The sequence below is a fragment of the Bacillus sp. FDAARGOS_527 genome (assembly GCF_003812125.1).
GTDB classification, from domain to species: domain Bacteria; phylum Bacillota; class Bacilli; order Bacillales; family Bacillaceae_G; genus Bacillus_A; species Bacillus_A paranthracis.
Genome location: NZ_CP033795.1, coordinates 4,781,782 through 4,797,500, shown reverse-complemented (window position 1 = coordinate 4,797,500; position 15,719 = coordinate 4,781,782). Strand labels below are relative to the sequence as shown.

At 37.0% G+C, this 15,719-nt stretch carries 14 protein-coding genes; 2 read left to right on the top strand and 12 right to left on the bottom strand.

Annotation, left to right across the window (positions count from 1 at the left end; translation table 11 throughout):
* Positions 1–118 precede the first annotated feature (118 nt).
* Positions 119–235 carry a cortex morphogenetic protein CmpA gene (cmpA, locus tag EGX95_RS27715; protein WP_001143642.1) on the top strand — a complete coding sequence of 39 codons (117 nt, stop codon included), beginning with the start codon at positions 119–121 and terminating at the stop codon, positions 233–235.
* Positions 236–292: 57 nt separating this feature from the next.
* Here the strand turns inward: cmpA and EGX95_RS27710 are convergent, their stop codons facing one another.
* The 6 genes from EGX95_RS27710 to acpS form a co-directional block, all read right to left on the bottom strand.
* Complete coding sequence (locus EGX95_RS27710; protein ID WP_000450602.1) at positions 293–2,461, bottom strand: Tex family protein; 2,169 nt, start codon at positions 2,459–2,461, stop codon at positions 293–295.
* Positions 2,462–2,528: 67 nt separating this feature from the next.
* Positions 2,529–2,879 (bottom strand): type II toxin-antitoxin system endoribonuclease NdoA, encoded by a 351-nt coding sequence (gene ndoA, locus EGX95_RS27705; protein WP_000635963.1) that lies wholly within the window; start codon positions 2,877–2,879, stop codon positions 2,529–2,531.
* A 4-nt stretch (positions 2,880–2,883) separates the two neighbouring features.
* Positions 2,884–3,171 (bottom strand): antitoxin EndoAI, encoded by a 288-nt coding sequence (locus EGX95_RS27700; RefSeq protein WP_000004570.1) that lies wholly within the window; start codon positions 3,169–3,171, stop codon positions 2,884–2,886.
* 299 nt (positions 3,172–3,470) lie between these two features.
* Positions 3,471–4,640, bottom strand: coding sequence for an alanine racemase (gene alr, locus EGX95_RS27695; protein WP_000390601.1), 1,170 nt, complete (start codon positions 4,638–4,640; stop codon positions 3,471–3,473).
* Positions 4,641–4,758: 118 nt separating this feature from the next.
* Complete coding sequence (locus EGX95_RS27690; protein ID WP_025991724.1) at positions 4,759–5,709, bottom strand: LolA family protein; 951 nt, start codon at positions 5,707–5,709, stop codon at positions 4,759–4,761.
* A 156-nt stretch (positions 5,710–5,865) separates the two neighbouring features.
* Positions 5,866–6,225 carry a holo-ACP synthase gene (gene acpS / locus EGX95_RS27685; protein ID WP_000635037.1) on the bottom strand — a complete coding sequence of 120 codons (360 nt, stop codon included), beginning with the start codon at positions 6,223–6,225 and terminating at the stop codon, positions 5,866–5,868.
* 92 nt (positions 6,226–6,317) lie between these two features.
* Between acpS and EGX95_RS27680 the strand changes: the two genes are divergently transcribed.
* Entirely contained in the window at positions 6,318–6,890 is a 573-nt protein-coding gene (locus EGX95_RS27680) for a rhomboid family intramembrane serine protease (RefSeq protein WP_000906919.1), read from the top strand.
* Here the strand turns inward: EGX95_RS27680 and uvsE are convergent.
* The 6 genes from uvsE to EGX95_RS27650 form a co-directional block, all read right to left on the bottom strand.
* Complete coding sequence (gene uvsE, locus EGX95_RS27675) at positions 6,883–7,845, bottom strand: UV DNA damage repair endonuclease UvsE (RefSeq protein ID WP_000961151.1); 963 nt, start codon at positions 7,843–7,845, stop codon at positions 6,883–6,885. The two genes, EGX95_RS27680 and uvsE, sit on opposite strands and share 8 nt — an antisense overlap.
* Before the next feature lie 96 nt (positions 7,846–7,941).
* Positions 7,942–9,519: a degradosome RNA helicase CshA gene (locus EGX95_RS27670; RefSeq protein WP_000206582.1), complete on the bottom strand. Its 1,578-nt coding sequence runs from the start codon at positions 9,517–9,519 to the stop codon at positions 7,942–7,944.
* Between the two features lie 305 nt (positions 9,520–9,824).
* Positions 9,825–11,201: a UDP-N-acetylmuramoyl-tripeptide--D-alanyl-D-alanine ligase gene (gene murF, locus EGX95_RS27665; protein WP_000610682.1), complete on the bottom strand. Its 1,377-nt coding sequence runs from the start codon at positions 11,199–11,201 to the stop codon at positions 9,825–9,827.
* Between the two features lie 61 nt (positions 11,202–11,262).
* Entirely contained in the window at positions 11,263–12,348 is a 1,086-nt protein-coding gene (locus EGX95_RS27660; protein WP_000161445.1) for a D-alanine--D-alanine ligase, read from the bottom strand.
* Positions 12,349–12,729: 381 nt separating this feature from the next.
* Entirely contained in the window at positions 12,730–14,001 is a 1,272-nt protein-coding gene (locus EGX95_RS27655; protein WP_000799736.1) for an MDR family MFS transporter, read from the bottom strand.
* 108 nt (positions 14,002–14,109) lie between these two features.
* On the bottom strand, positions 14,110–15,525 hold the full coding sequence (locus EGX95_RS27650; RefSeq protein ID WP_000809369.1) for a branched-chain amino acid transporter BcaP: 1,416 nt from the start codon (positions 15,523–15,525) through the stop codon (positions 14,110–14,112).
* Positions 15,526–15,719 lie beyond the last annotated feature (194 nt).

Genomic DNA, 15,719 nt, shown 5'->3' with positions numbered 1-15,719 from the left:
ATCCTCATTCAAGAAGCGTGGTTTCTAAAAACATAGCAAAAATAGAAATCCACTCACCAACCTCTCATCAATAGTACTTTACATTTATGAGAGTAGGATTAAACAAGGAGGGATTCCTATGCCTACATGGCTCAAAAAACAAATGCAACGCGCATATTTTGAAAAAAACCGGTATCAAATTAAATTACTAAATGAATGCTGGTTTTATTATAGCAAAATACATCAAAGTTCCTAATCCATTACACGTTTTATCCTATAAAAAAAGAGCAGTTTCATCTGCTCTCTTCTCTTACTATTCAACCGGCAACATAGATAATGCAACGCGACCTTTTTTCGTATCAATATCATCTACCCATACTTTGACGATTTGTCCGACAGATACAACATCTAACGGATGCTTCACGTATTGTTTGCTTAGTTTAGAAATATGTACTAACCCATCTTGTTTCACACCTACATCAACGAAAGCACCGAAATCAACAACGTTACGAACTGTTCCTTCCAGTTCCATACCACGTTTTAAATCTTCTAATTTCAAAATCCCTTTTTTCAGAAGCGGTTTAGGCAACTCATCCCTCATGTCTCGCTCTGGACTAATGAGTGCATCTATAATATCAACTAATGTTGGTTCTCCAACTCCCGTTTCTTGCGACAACTTAGAAATCTCTACTTCTTCTAAACTCTTTTGTAATTGTGGTTGCCCTACGTCATCTTTTGATAAACCTAGATTCTTTAATAACAATTCAACATTTTTATATTGTTCTGGGTGAATACCTGTACGGTCTAACGGATTTGCCCCTTCTAATATACGTAAGAAACCTATACATTGTTCATATGTCTTCGCACCTAGACGTGGTATTTTCTTTAAGTCTGTTCGTTTTGTAAATTTCCCTTCTTCTTCACGCTTTGCTACAATATTTTTCGCAACAGTTTTTGATAAGCCTGAAACATATTGCAACAACGCAACGGAAGCTGTATTTACATTCACACCGACTTGGTTAACTGCTGTCTCTACTACAAACGTTAATGATTCATTTAATCTTTTTTGAGACACATCATGTTGATATTGTCCAACCCCAACTGATTTAGGATCAATCTTTACAAGTTCAGCAAGTGGATCTTGCAGACGTCTACCGATAGAAACCGCACTTCTTTCTTCAACCTGTAAATCTGGGAATTCCTCACGGGCTAAATCAGAAGCCGAATACACACTCGCACCAGCTTCGTTCACAATAATATAGAAGACTTCTCGTTTCACATGTTGTAATACATCAACTATAAATTCTTCTGATTCTCTAGAAGCTGTACCATTCCCAATCGCAATCATTTCAACCTGATATTTATCTATAATAGAAAGAACTTTCGCTTTTGCATCTTCATATTTACGCACTGGTGGATGCGGATAAATAACATCAATATATAGAACTTTCCCCGTATCGTCTACGATAGCTAATTTACAACCCGTTCTATATGCAGGGTCTACAGCTAACACAACCTTTCCTTTCATTGGAGGTTGTAATAACAAATTACGTAAGTTCTCAGAAAAAATATGTATTGCTTGTTCCTCAGCTGTTTCTGTTAATTCTTTTCGAATCTCCCTTTCAATAGAGGATTGAATTAATCGTTTATAACCATCCTCAATTGCTAACTTTACATACTGTGCACTTTTTGAACCGTTATCACGAATTACTTTCTTATATAAGAAAGTTACTATCTCATCTACTGGCGGAACAACAGAAACTCTCAATATATCTTCTTTCTCACCGCGATTCATCGCTAATACACGATGCGGCACGACTTTCTGCAACGGCTCTTCATAATCGTAATACATTTCATATATATTTTTTTCATCTTTCTCTTCATCTTTTACAGCCGAAGACATAACACCTTTTCTAAAAGTAACATTCCGAATCCAACTACGATATGCTGCTTCATCTGAAACGATTTCTGCAATAATATCTTGAGCACCTTGTAATGCCTCTTCTGCAGATTGCACTTCTTTCTCGGCATTTATAAACTCCATTGCCTTCTGATTCGGATCTTCTTTCGTATATAACAATAACCATTCAGCTAATGGCTCTAGTCCTTTTTCTTTCGCAATCGTTGCTTTCGTTCTTCTCTTCTCTTTATATGGACGATATAAATCTTCTACTTCTTGCAACTTTGTAGCTTTCACAATTTGCTGACGTAATTCTCCTGTCAGTTTCCCCTTCTCATCAATAAGACGAAGAACCTCTTCTTTTCTATCTTCAAGCTGCATTATATATTGCCATCTCTCTAAAATTGTACGAATTTGCACTTCATCTAAAGAGCCTGTCCATTCTTTTCGGTAACGAGCAATAAATGGAACTGTGTTACCTTCTTCTGTTAATTGAATAACATGACGAACTTGCTTTTCGGTAAAGCCTAATTCCTTCACTAACATTTTCATTAACGCTTGTCGATTATCTACCGTTTCCATATACAACCGCAACCTCCTCTATAATAAAAAAAGTTGCCCTTCAAAGAGAGCAACTTAAACTGCCGATTTAAAAATCTATTAGTCCTAAACTAATTTGTAGCGCTTCATCTACACGAATCATCATCACTTCATCTAAGTGAGTGATTTTGTCCGTTAAGCGCTGCTTATCGATTGTTCGAATCTGCTCAAGTAAAATAACAGAATCTCTCTCAAAACCGTACTTTTTCGCATCAATTTCCACATGAGTGGGTAATTTCGCTTTTTGAATCTGTGCAGTAATAGCCGCTACAATCACCGTTGGACTAAAACGATTTCCGATGTCATTTTGAATGACAAGAACCGGACGAACGCCTCCTTGCTCAGAACCAACAACTGGGGAAAGGTCTGCAAAATACACGTCGCCGCGTTTTACAATCAAAATATTACCCCCCGCTAACTAAGCGTTCTACTGTATGAGCTGCTTCATACTCTGCTAAGAAAGCTTCAGATGCAATACCAAGATTAATTTTTCCCATTTCAATGTACCCACGTCGCATTGATTCATGTTGGTAGCGTTTCTTCGTCTTATGTTGACGCAATAACAGTTGTGTTGCCTGGCAAATTAGTTCATGGCGATTCTTATTCTCTTGTTTTCCAATTCCGTCCAATTCCGTTACCATTTGCTTTGGCAACCGAACCACGATTTCAGTAGTTACACTTGATTCGGACACAAAAATACACCTCCACCGTCAACTACACACCCAAATATATATATGACACCTATTGTAATAATACCATTGTATGGAGCCTGTTGCAAAGACTTCCTTATTCCTTGCTTATGTTTTCCAATTCACAAACAAAACATTCATATTCTTTTATTTTTTATCTCATTACAACAAGAAACGGAAGAGTTTCCACGTTAAATTATGTTAAAAGTAATGATAAGTAAAAAGCTTCTCGTCAAAAAACGAACTTATTCTTAGCCAACGAAAAGTCCTCTCACATGACAAGAAGCAAATCATACTACCTTCTATATATCATTCAAATAATTGATTACTTCCACAACTTTACCGTTCCGTATAAATATTCTCGGCACACGGAAACTAATCGTTGTAATAATTTCATAATTAATAGTCCCTGAATATTCCGCAACCTCTGTAGCGCTAATATATTCATCTCCTTGCCTTCCAATGAGTGTAACTTTCGTACCAAGAGGCACTTTACAAGGAAGGTGAATCATGAATTGATCCATTGTTACTCGCCCTACAATCGGTACCCTTTTACCATTTACAAGCACTTCAAATCCTTGTAATCTTCTAAGCCAGCCATCTGCATAACCAATTGCAACGGTCGCAATCCATTCTTCCGTCTTCGTTCGATAAGTGACGTTATAACTAATTCCATCCCCTTTAATCACCTGTTTAATATGAGCAACTTTCGTATGCAATGATAGCGCTGGTTCTAATTTAAACGGTAAAAAAGGGCGTATTTCTACAGATGGAGATAACCCATACATCGCAATACCAATTCGTACTGCATTAAATGTAATCCCTTGAAAACGTAGCGTTGCAGCACTATTAGCTGTATGAACAAACTTAGGATCCACTCCGAATTCTTTCAACCAACTTAACTGCTCCAAAAATGTGTTATATTGCTTATCAAAGTAAGAAGTCTCCACCTCATCTGCCGTTGCAAAATGCGTATAAACTCCTTCCAATTCTAAGAATGGTGCACCTTCTAAGCTTTTTAAAAATCCTTTTAATTCTTTACGTTCACGTATTCCAATTCTCCCCATACCACTATCGAAATTAATATGGTATTTCATCGTAGACGAACCATCCCAAAGTTTGATTGCTTCATCTACCCATTCCTTTTGAAAAACAGTTAATGCTACATCATTTTCAGCAGCTACATTTATATCACGAGGAGGAGAAGGACCTAACACTAAAATCGGCGCAGTAATACCAGCTCTTCGAAGCACTAAAGCTTCATCTAAGAACGCAACTGCTAACCTTGTCGCCCCCGCTTCTAATGCTGTTTTAGCCACCGGTACATAATCGTGCCCATATGCATTCCCTTTAACAACGGCAAAAATTTCTACATCACTCGGGATAAATTCTTTAATATGTGTAACGTTGTTATAAATGGCATCTAAATCCACTTCCACCCAAGTGTCACGGTAAAATGGCGCTTCTTCCATAAACACACTTCCTTATACACGATATGCGAAGCTTATTCTTTTATATGCTTCTTTTATGAAATCCACCCTTCAAACTAAGAAAAGACGTGGTGCACATATATCACCACGTCTAAGAAGTTTACTTCACTTGCTTCTCTGTAACTGAACGAGCAACCATTAACAGCTCCTTCGGCTCTAAACCTTTAGACACGAGCATATATTCTACTCCGTTATGCGACCACGTTAAAGAGTCTTTCGTCAATGCTCCAATTGTAAAGCCAAGATCAACCAATTCCCCGCTCACACTTATCGCTGACGAAGCCTCTGCAACTTTTGCCTTTTCTTGTATTAAAGTAAAGGATTTCTTACTTCCAGTGTATGTGAGTATCGCACGCTTGCCACTGTCTGTCTTCAACTCTTTTTCATCTTTCAAAGTCATACCTTGCGGCGTATCACGCGGATACAAAATAGCAAATGGTTTGTCTTCTTTCGCTGTCGTTTGAACATCTACTTGCGCTCTAGACATATTTTGTTTCGTATCAAATGCACCTTTATCAAATTTCGCATCAAATTTCACTTTAGAGAAATCTACTTTCACAAGAACATTTTGATCATTATCCATTAACTTCACCGAAACTGGTGTTAAATCACTTTTCTTCAATGTAATCTCTTGTCTCGGCAACATGTTTTGATGCTGATAGTTTGTTTTTGTTTTAAAGATATAATACTTATCTGTTTTTTCAAAAGTAAGGTTTTTCTTATCCTGCAAAATATCCCTCACAAGAGATTCGTATAAATAAGCCTGGCTACTATTTTGCGGCCAATCACTTTGGAAACGGAAACTCTTATTAAGCGCTGGCGTTAATACAAATACACCTTCTTCATTCCTTAAAATAATTTGACTTTGATCTTTTTTCGCATTCTGCAAATTCACACGATAAAAAGAAGGTTCCTTATGCCATATCTCTACCTTATACTCCTGAGGCTCATTCCCTGTTTTAATAGATAATTTCGCTTCAGCTTGATAGCTTTTCAACCCTTTTACTTTCGCCTCTAAATCTCTCACAACATCATCTTGTTTCTTTTCCATACAACCGGCCAACACAAAAACGGTTAATAAACCGACAAGAACTAAAAACAGACGCCTTTTCATCACTTCAGCCCCTTTGCCCCTATAAATGAATGGAAGATGTACCTTCCTTATCGCTACCACAAATATATGAGACAAAGATATAAAATATGCAGACTAGCGTGACGAGCTTTCTAAAACAACTTGAGCAACAGCAAATTCCTTACTATGACTAATTGATAAATGAACAATATGTTCTGTACTTGTAATAAGAATCGGCTTCCCTCTATCATCATTTCTCACTTCAATATCTAAAAAACTCACTTCTTTCCCAATACCAGTTCCTACCGCTTTTGAATACGCCTCTTTCGCTGCAAATCTTCCAGCTACAAACTCTGTAAGGCGGCTTCCCTTCAGCCCCTTAGCAACATTACGTTCACTTTCAGTTAAAATACGTTCCATAAATTTAAGCTTTCCATCTATCATTTTTTCAATTCGATTCAATTCAATAATATCGATTCCAATCCCTACAATCATTTCAAAATCCCCTTCTTCTATTTAGCTTTCTTTTTTCATATTGTAAGAATAACAGAGAATCTTTCTGATGCAAAAGGAGTGATACTCACAACATGCTAATACCATCCGCCCGCATTTCCTTACAACCAATCACCATTGCTTTACTTCTCATACAATTAATCATGATTATATTAGGTGATTTCCCCCTCTTCTCTATGGCAGCTTCTAATGAATATATCGCTAAAGGAGAATGGTGGCGTCTCCTAACTTCCCTGCTCGTACATGTAGACTTACAACATTTTCTTTTTAATAGTATTTGTTTATTCATCCTTGGCTCTTCTATTGAAAAACAACTAGGCCACTTTTCTTTCATCATTATTTTTTTCCTTTCTGGCATTCTCGGAAATATGTCCTCTTATCTTATTATGCCTCATGAATATATTCATGCCGGGGCATCTGGTGGCATTTTCGGATTGCTAGGTGCACAGTTATTTCTATTGTATAGCCGATATCGTTCTTCCAATCCAAGAGACATCGCTATTTTTTCAATTATTATATGTATATTACTACTATTCACTTTCTTCAATCCCTCTGCCAATCCTATCAGCCATTTAACAGGATTGATCATTGGTGGTATTTGCACCTCTTTATTAATAAAAAAACTCGATGGTGCAGAGCTTATTTAATATAAAAGCTCGCACCATCGATAATTTCCACATCTGTTTGTTCACTTAAATCCCTCATGAGTTGAAATAAAGACTCATCCTTCATCTTCGCTTCAATCATACAATCAATTTGTGGAACACTTCCCTTTATCTTTTTTAAAAAAGATAAAAAAGTATCTACATTAATAAAGTCTGCATGTGCCCTTGGGTCTTTTCCCTCTCTAGGACTAGAAATGTGCATTTTCACCGGTAACAAAGACGATTTCCACGTATGTACAACACGCGCCCAATCTTCATGCCAATCTTCTCGATCATGATTCATCATATGATGATGTAAATCAAATACAACGGGAATGTCCAACTTTTCTCCTAAATATAATGTGTCCTCGAGCGTAAAAGTTGTATCATCATTTTCTAACATAATCATTTCCTGAATACCTCTTGGGACGTTAGACCAATTCTCTATAAAACGCTCTAATGCGAGCTCTTTATCTTTATATCCGCCCCCAACATGCATTACACATCGTTGCTTATGTTCAATTCCCATACCTTTTAATAATTTTCTATGCATTTGTAATGTCTTGACAGATTGTTTAAAAATATTCTCCTCGGGTGAATTAAGTACAACAAAATGATCTGGATGAAAATCAATACGCATATTCATTCGAATAGCGTAATCACCTAGCACTTTTAAATTTTCTTTTAAAGGGCGAATATAATTCCAATCTAACAACTCCTCATGATTCGCTAAAGGAATCAGCTTGGAACTAAGTCGAAAGAACGATATGTCATGTCCTTTATTATGCTTTAATAATCGTAAACAGTTTTCCAAATTCGAATTAGCAATTCTTTCAAGTTTACGAATCGCCGCTTCCCGATCATCTATTTTTTGAAACTGCGCGTACGTCATCGTTTGAGATGGAGATGCGTTTTTCAAATGTACACTCATCGCGACATAGCCAAGCCTTACAAGCATGCGGCACCTCATTTCTACATAAGTTATTATGTAGTATGTACAATTACAAAAATAAAAAAAGAGAATGCCGGCAAAGGGCATTCTCTTTTTTCATTATTAAGCTTGTGGCTTACGGCTATGATGTTTTCTTTCGCCGCGTCCGTTTGAAGATCCTGGGCGTCCTTGACCTTCGCCACGACGACCACGGTTGCCGCCATCACGATTGCGATCACGGTTACCGTCACGATTACGACCATCACGATTGCGGTCACGGTTACGACCATCGCCACCGCGTCCATCACGACTACGATTACGGTTACCATCACGGTATCCGCCTCCGTTACCGCCGCGTTTTTTAGAACCGCCACCTCTTGCAACAACTGGTGGTTCTGATGTTAAAGCGATTGGAGTTGTATCTGGCTCTTTTGTCATCATTTTTAAAGCAGCAGCTACTACTGTTACAGAGTCGTTCTCTTCTAACATTTCTTCCGCAATACGCTTGTAGTATGCTAAGTTTTCATTTTCAATTGTGTTTTGAAGTTTTTCAGCGATTAAACGTTGTTGACCTTCTAGTGCCTCATCAAGTGTTGGTGCATCCATGCGGTCCATTTTACGTTTTGTTGTACGCTCGATATTTTTTAATTGTCCAGATTCACGTGGTGTTACAAATAGCATTGCAATACCTTTTTTACCTGCACGACCAGTACGGCCAATACGGTGAACGTATGATTCTGGATCTTGTGGAATATCGAAGTTGTATACGTGTGTTACACCTGAAATATCAAGACCACGTGCAGCAACGTCTGTTGCAACAAGAACTTCAATAGAACCTTCTTTGAACTTACGTAATACAGACATACGTTTCGCCTGAGTTAAATCACCATGGATACCTTCCGCAGCATAACCACGTAAATTTAATGCTTCTGATAATTCATCAACACGACGCTTTGTACGACCGAATACAATCGCAAGCTCTGGAGATTGAATGTCTAATAAGCGTGTCAATACATCAAACTTTTTCTTTTCTTGCACTTCTAAATAGAACTGCTGAATGTTTGGCATTGTTACTTCTTTTGCTTTTACTTTAATGTGTTGAGGCTCAGTCATGAAACGCTCAGCAATACGACGGATTGGATCCGGCATTGTCGCTGAGAATAGTAATGTTTGGTGTGTTTCTGGCACATCTGTTAAAATTGCTTCAATATCTTCAATGAAGCCCATGTTTAACATTTCATCCGCTTCATCAAGAACAACTGTCTCTACGTTTTGTAAGCGAAGTGTTTTACGGTTAATATGATCTAAAATACGACCCGGCGTACCAACAATAATGTGTGGGTGTTTTTTTAGAGCACGAATTTGGCGGTTAATATCTTGACCACCGTAAATTGGTAAGATACGAACGCGTTTATGTTTACCAATTTTGTATAGCTCTTCTCCAACTTGAATTGCTAATTCACGCGTTGGCGCGATAACAATACCTTGAACCGATTCTTTATGTGTATCCACTTTATCTAATAGTGGTAATCCGAATGCTGCTGTTTTCCCTGTACCTGTTTGTGCTTGCCCAATAATATCCTTACCTTGCAATGCATGTGGAATTGTTTCAGCTTGAATTGGCGTAGCCTCTTCAAAGCCCATACTTTCAACAGATTGCAGTAAAGAATCACTTAATCCTAATTCTCGAAATGTTGTCAATGTTACTTCTCCTTTTCTATCCTATACTTATCATTTAAAAAAAGGCGTTTTCCGAATTTGCGGAAAAGCCCTTTTCCTGAATGCTCACGTATATAAACGGGCGTATATTCTTCACGAAAATACTTCTAAACGTTATTACACTTTATCAATTATAAGTTTTGTATGTGTAAAAAGCAAACCCAACTGTTACCTTATTTTCATATTCAGAGGTTTTTTCTTCACTTTTATTTTTTTATATTTACTGTAAGCGCTTATTATAAGTTTCTTCTTTTTTCGTTGCTATCATCCCTATTTATATACACCAATTATTTCAACATCGTAATTACTTCTTCCAATTTCATACCGCGAGATGCTTTTATTAATACAACATCTTTCGCATCGACTACTGCTTGCAACTCTTTTACTAACTCTTCTTTATTATCATAAGCCTTTACACGTTCGTTAGGGAAATTAATTTTCGCTCCTTCAGCAATTTGAGCTCCTAATTTACCATATGTGAACACATAGGAGATTTTTGCTGGATCGATTAATTTACCTACCTCATAATGAAACTGTACTTCTTGATCTCCAAGCTCTAACATATCGCCGAGAACAACAATTTTTTTAGAGAATCCATCTAAACCATTCATTAGGTGGAATGCTGCTTCCATAGCTGTTGGACTTGCATTATAAGCATCGTTGATAATTGTTAATCCACTATTTGTTTTTACAATTTCCATACGCATGCCTGTCATTTGAAGTGTTACTAAACCTTCTTTCATCTCTTCCCACGTTACACCAAAATGTTTCGCAATTGCCATAGAAGCAAGCGTATTATACACATTGTGTTTCCCTAATACCGGTAGATAGAATGAAATGTTTTCTTCTCTATTCATTTTAAAGTGTGTCCCAGTTGCTTGTAACGTTACAGTCGTTGGATAGTAATCATTTGCTCTAGCATCACCAAACGTAACTGTTTCAGCTATTAAATTCATTTCAGGAACACGATTCGTTAATAATGGCTCATCTCCGTTATATACGAACACTCCACCTTCTTGTAATCCTGTCACAATTTCTAATTTCGCTTCAGCAATTGCCTCGCGAGAGCCTAAGTCCATTAAATGCGCTTCACCAATGTTCGTAATGATAGCTGCATTTGGACGAGCTAACTTAGATAAGAATTCAATTTCCCCACGGCTTGACATTCCCATTTCTAATACAGCTACTTCTGTATTTTCTTCTAAGTTTAAAATAGTAAGAGGTAGCCCGATATGATTATTGAAGTTTCCTTCTGTTTTTTGAACTTTGAATTTAGTCGCAAGAAGACTTGTTACAATATCTTTTGTAGATGTTTTACCGTTACTACCTGTCACACCAATCACTTTAACATCCAATTGGTCGCGATAGTTTTTTGCTAACATTTGTAATGCTGATAGCGTGTCTTCTACAAAAATAACCGGAAGATTCTCAGGTGGATTTGCTACATCTTTCATCCATAATGTCGCCACAGCTCCATTTTCAACAGCTTTATCTACAAAAGCATGTCCATCGAAACGTTCACCTTGAATCGGAACATATAAGTTTCCTTTTTCGATTTTTCTCGTATCAATAGACACTCCTTGTATAGTAATTCCCTCATACTGCTCTGCTAATCCCGTACCATTTGTCATTTGTTCTACTTGTTTTAACGTTCGATTTATCATAAAAACACTCCTTACATAGAGGAAGCACTATTCCTTCGAATAGTGCCTCCTCCTTTTTTTGTTAGATTGTATATTTAATTTTTTGTTTTTCTTCGTGACGCTCCATTGCTAAACGAATTAGCTCTTCAATTAATTCCGGATACGGTAATCCAGTATGTTGCCATAGTAGAGGGAACATACTAAACGGCGTAAATCCTGGCATCGTATTCACTTCGTTAATGTATACTTCTCCATCTTTCGTTAAGAAGAAATCAGCTCGCGTTAAGCCAGCACCATCTAACGATTGGAATGCAACAATCGCATCTCTCTTAATAACATTAGACTCTTCTTCTGTCATTTCAGCTGGAATAATTAACGCTGTATCACCATCGATGTATTTCGACTTATAATCATAGAAGTCTTTTTTAGGTACGATTTCACCTACAACTGAACATTTCGGTTCATCATTACCTAGTACACCAACTTCTACTTCACGTCCAACGATATTTTCTTCCACAATAATTTTACGGTCAAATTGGAATGCCTCTTCAAATGCATTCTCAAGTTCTTCACGATTTTTACACTTATTAATCCCAACACTTGAACCAAGGTTTGCTGGTTTTACGAAGCAAGGGTATCCTAATACTTCTTCTACTTTTTCATATGCTGTTTCACGATCTTTTTCCCATCCGCTACGAATGAATGATGCATATTTCGCTTGTTTTAATCCAGCTTCTGCGAAAATGTTTTTCATAACAACTTTATCCATACCAGCAGCAGATGCTAGAACACCATTTCCTACATAAGGAATATTCATTAATTCTAATAATCCTTGTACCGTTCCATCTTCACCATTTGGTCCATGTAGTAATGGGAAAATAACGTCGATAGCATTTTCCTCAGCATTTGCAGATGGAATGATTTCTGTGCTTAATGATAGCGGAGAAATCGCATTTTCTGCACCGCTCATTTTTAGAACTTCAACATCTGTTACTTCACCTTCAATACGCTCACCGCGTACCCATTGACCTTGTTCTGTAATATAAATTGGATGAATCTCGAATTTATCTTGATTTAATGCTTTAATAGCAGCAAGAGCCGTTTGTAGCGAAACTTGATGCTCAGCTGATTTTCCACCATATAATAAACCTAATTTAATTTTTGTCACTGAAATCACCCTAACCAATTGTTTTCATTTTTCTATTTTAGCACTTTTTATAAAAATAGGTAGTTCCTATTTGAAATAAAATGCAACTTCCACAAATAATTAAATGACACCACTTATTGGTTTTCTATACTTTTTCCACTTAAATTTCTTGATAAATATATAAAGTGAAACTTTAATCAGTGGGGGCTTCATCCCCTACTGATTATTAGTTGAACCAATCGGACTTTTATGGGCAGCCCGACCCCCACCTAAATTCCTTGCTTTCGCTGAATTTTGAGGTGGGGGTCTTACTGCCCATTAAAGTGGGATAAAATTGCAATCCAACCTAGTTATGTACCTAAAATATGTAGAAATCCCCTTTTTGTGTATGTCATCTAATTATTAAGAAGATTGTTTGGTTAGTGTGCTTTTTTGCCTTTGTTCAACGAGACGGTCTAAAGAAATATATACAATACCTGCAACTACACAACCGACAGCTAAAATTGTAAATAAAAAGTGGCCAAGTAATCGGTCTAATAAAAAACCTCCAAGAAGTGGGCCGAATGCACTTCCTGTAATCCACTGCAAACTTGCAGCCCCCATATAAGTCCCTCTTAAATGCTCAGGGGCCAAATTCGCTACAAACGTCATCTGTACAGGCGACATAATCATCTCACCTAACGTATATATGGCATATACAAACAGTAACGTTATTAAAATAATCGTAGCATTTGTATCAAGTCCTCCAAACCACTTCGGTAACCACCCTATAAAAAATAATCCAATCCCAAACAAACATGCACCATATAACATCGTCTTTCCAACAGGTTTATCTGTGACCCATTTTGAAATTTGAAATTGGAACAACACAACTAATAGTCCATTTAAAGCCATTAAATATGGATATAGATTGTTAGTTCCAAAAATACCTTTCATTTCATTGTCAAAGTGCAGTGGCAACATGCCTTCTGTTTGAGAAAATCCCATCGAAATAATGATGCCTGCTAATAAATAAATCATGAGTGCCTTATCTCGCAATACAATTTTCCACACTGCTCCTGATTCTTTTTCTGTATCACCTTCTTTATTCGTACTCTTTGGCATTGTCTCTTGAATAAGGACGAATACAAGCAATGCATAAAATAACATCGTAGATGCGGCAATAATAAACACAAGGTTCTTCGATAACATAACTACTGAAGCCCCCATTATCGGACCAATTGCAGCACCTATATTGTGCCCCATTCGCAATAAACCATATGCTTCTGTTCTTTTTTCTGGCGCCGTTACATCCGCAACCATCGCTGATGCAGCTGGATGAAATAACGAATTACTTAATCCTAAAAAAACAGATAAAATCGCATATGGAATAAATCCTTCTATAAATAAAAAACCGAGCATGAATACTGCATTGCTCGCCATCGAAAATATCATAATCGGTTTTCTTCCATATATATCAGCAATTCTTCCCCCTATAATTGATCCAAAGCTTGCAGCAATTGGAGACAGCGCCATAATCACTCCGACCTGTAATAATGAATCTACCTTATCTTTTAAATATAATGCAAAAAAAGGCATCAACATCATCATTGCAATTCCATTTAACGTCTCACCAATAAACCGAATCCATACGTTACGGTCCATCTCCCTTAACTCACGCCACGTATTTTTCATTATTTCACCCCTTTTGTTCAACAATAATTATCTTATAACAAGTTCAGAATAATGTAAATTTTCAAAATCAAAAATCCATTCTAACAGAATTAGAATGGATTTTTCTACTTATAAATTGGCTGCGTCGTCTTCTTCTTTACTATTATTTAAAGCACTATGTTTTCGGCTATATAAGAAGTAAACCGCAATACCAATAACCATCCATACACCAAAACTAATCCAAGCCGTCCCGGATAATTGAAGCATTAAGTATAAACAAAAAATTACCGTTAACGCTGGTAAAAATGGTACAAGCGGCGCCTTAAATGCTCTTGGTAAATCAGGATGCGTTCTTCTCATTACAATAACAGCTACAGCTACAAGTGCAAAGGCTGACAATGTCCCCATATTTACAAGATGCGCTAACACATTTAAATCTATTAATCCTGAAATAAGTGCTGCAATAATTCCCGTTGTCCACGTATTTAAAAACGGTGTTTTAAATTTCGGGTGAACTTTAGCAAGACGTTTCGGCAACAATCCATCTCTACTCATTGCATATGAAACTCGTACTTGCCCATACATCATAACTAACATTACTGTTGTGATTCCTGTAATTGCGCCTACTGAAATTACTCCCGCTAAACTATCTTGTCCAATAAATTGAAGTGCAAAAGCGACTGGATCTGATATATTCAACTGCCCGTATGGAACAATTCCTGTCAAAATAAGCGAAACGATAATATAAAGAGCCGTACAAATTAATAAAGATGCAATAATACCAATTGGTAAATCACGTTGTGGACGTTTCACTTCTTCTGCTGCCGTTGAAACTGCATCAAACCCTATAAATGCAAAGAACACTGTAGCAGCTCCAGCCATTACACCATCTAAGCCAAATGGCATAAAAGGCGTCCAGTTTTCAGGTTTCACATAATTAAAACCAGCAAAGATAAAAATAAGAACAACCGCTAGTTTAATAAATACCATAATATTATTTACACGTGCACTTTCACGAACACCCCTAGATAAAAGAACCGTCATCACTAAAATAATTAGAACTGCTGGCAAATCAATTATTCCACCCTTTCCTGTACCAGGGGCTGAGGAAAGAATGGTAGGAATATGAATTCCAAATCCCTTTAATAAAGATTGGAAGTACGCGGACCAACCATTTGCCACAGCAGAGGTTGCAAGTAAATACTCAAGCATTAAGTCCCATCCAATTAAAAATGCGAATACTTCTCCCATCGTCGCATATGTGTACGTGTACACACTGCCTGAGACAGGAACTGAAGAAGCAAATTCAGCATAACAAAATGCAGCAAAGGCACAGGCTAACGCGGCTATCGCAAATGATAATATAATAGCTGGTCCAGAATGTTTCGCTGCTACCACGCCCGTTAGAACAAAAATACCCGTTCCAACAATTGCCCCGATTCCAAGCATCGTTAAATCTAGTGCGCCCAATGTTCTTGCTAACGTCTTTTGTTTACTCTCTTGCATTAACTTTGCAATAGGCTTCTTTTGAAAAATTTGCTTCATAGCATGCTCCTCCAAGTTTTAAATTTTCTGAAAATTTTTAATTCGCTTTTTCATTTTACTCATAGTACTTTTTCCAGTCAATACTTTTGTCGAAATAAGTAGAAACTCTTATGAATATGCACGATTTTTATCATTCTTTCTATATATCTTTCTATAACTTTTTTTGGTATTATTATACATGTCGATTCCATGAA

What these genes read in the sequence shown, in the direction of transcription:
- cmpA (WP_001143642.1), top strand. Translation starts at nt 119, where the DNA reads ATGCCTACATGGCTCAAAAAACAAATGCAACGCGCATATTTTGAAAAA.
- murF (WP_000610682.1), bottom strand. Translation starts at nt 11,201, where the DNA reads ATGATAAATCGAACGTTAAAACAAGTAGAACAAATGACAAATGGTACG.
- acpS (WP_000635037.1), bottom strand. Translation starts at nt 6,225, where the DNA reads ATGATTGTAGGGATTGGAATCGATATTATTGAATTGAATCGAATTGAA.
- EGX95_RS27655 (WP_000799736.1), bottom strand. Translation starts at nt 14,001, where the DNA reads ATGAAAAATACGTGGCGTGAGTTAAGGGAGATGGACCGTAACGTATGG.
- EGX95_RS27680 (WP_000906919.1), top strand. Translation starts at nt 6,318, where the DNA reads ATGCTAATACCATCCGCCCGCATTTCCTTACAACCAATCACCATTGCT.
- EGX95_RS27710 (WP_000450602.1), bottom strand. Translation starts at nt 2,461, where the DNA reads ATGGAAACGGTAGATAATCGACAAGCGTTAATGAAAATGTTAGTGAAG.
- uvsE (WP_000961151.1), bottom strand. Translation starts at nt 7,845, where the DNA reads ATGCTTGTAAGGCTTGGCTATGTCGCGATGAGTGTACATTTGAAAAAC.
- EGX95_RS27690 (WP_025991724.1), bottom strand. Translation starts at nt 5,709, where the DNA reads ATGGAAAAGAAACAAGATGATGTTGTGAGAGATTTAGAGGCGAAAGTA.
- EGX95_RS27650 (WP_000809369.1), bottom strand. Translation starts at nt 15,525, where the DNA reads ATGAAGCAAATTTTTCAAAAGAAGCCTATTGCAAAGTTAATGCAAGAG.
- alr (WP_000390601.1), bottom strand. Translation starts at nt 4,640, where the DNA reads ATGGAAGAAGCGCCATTTTACCGTGACACTTGGGTGGAAGTGGATTTA.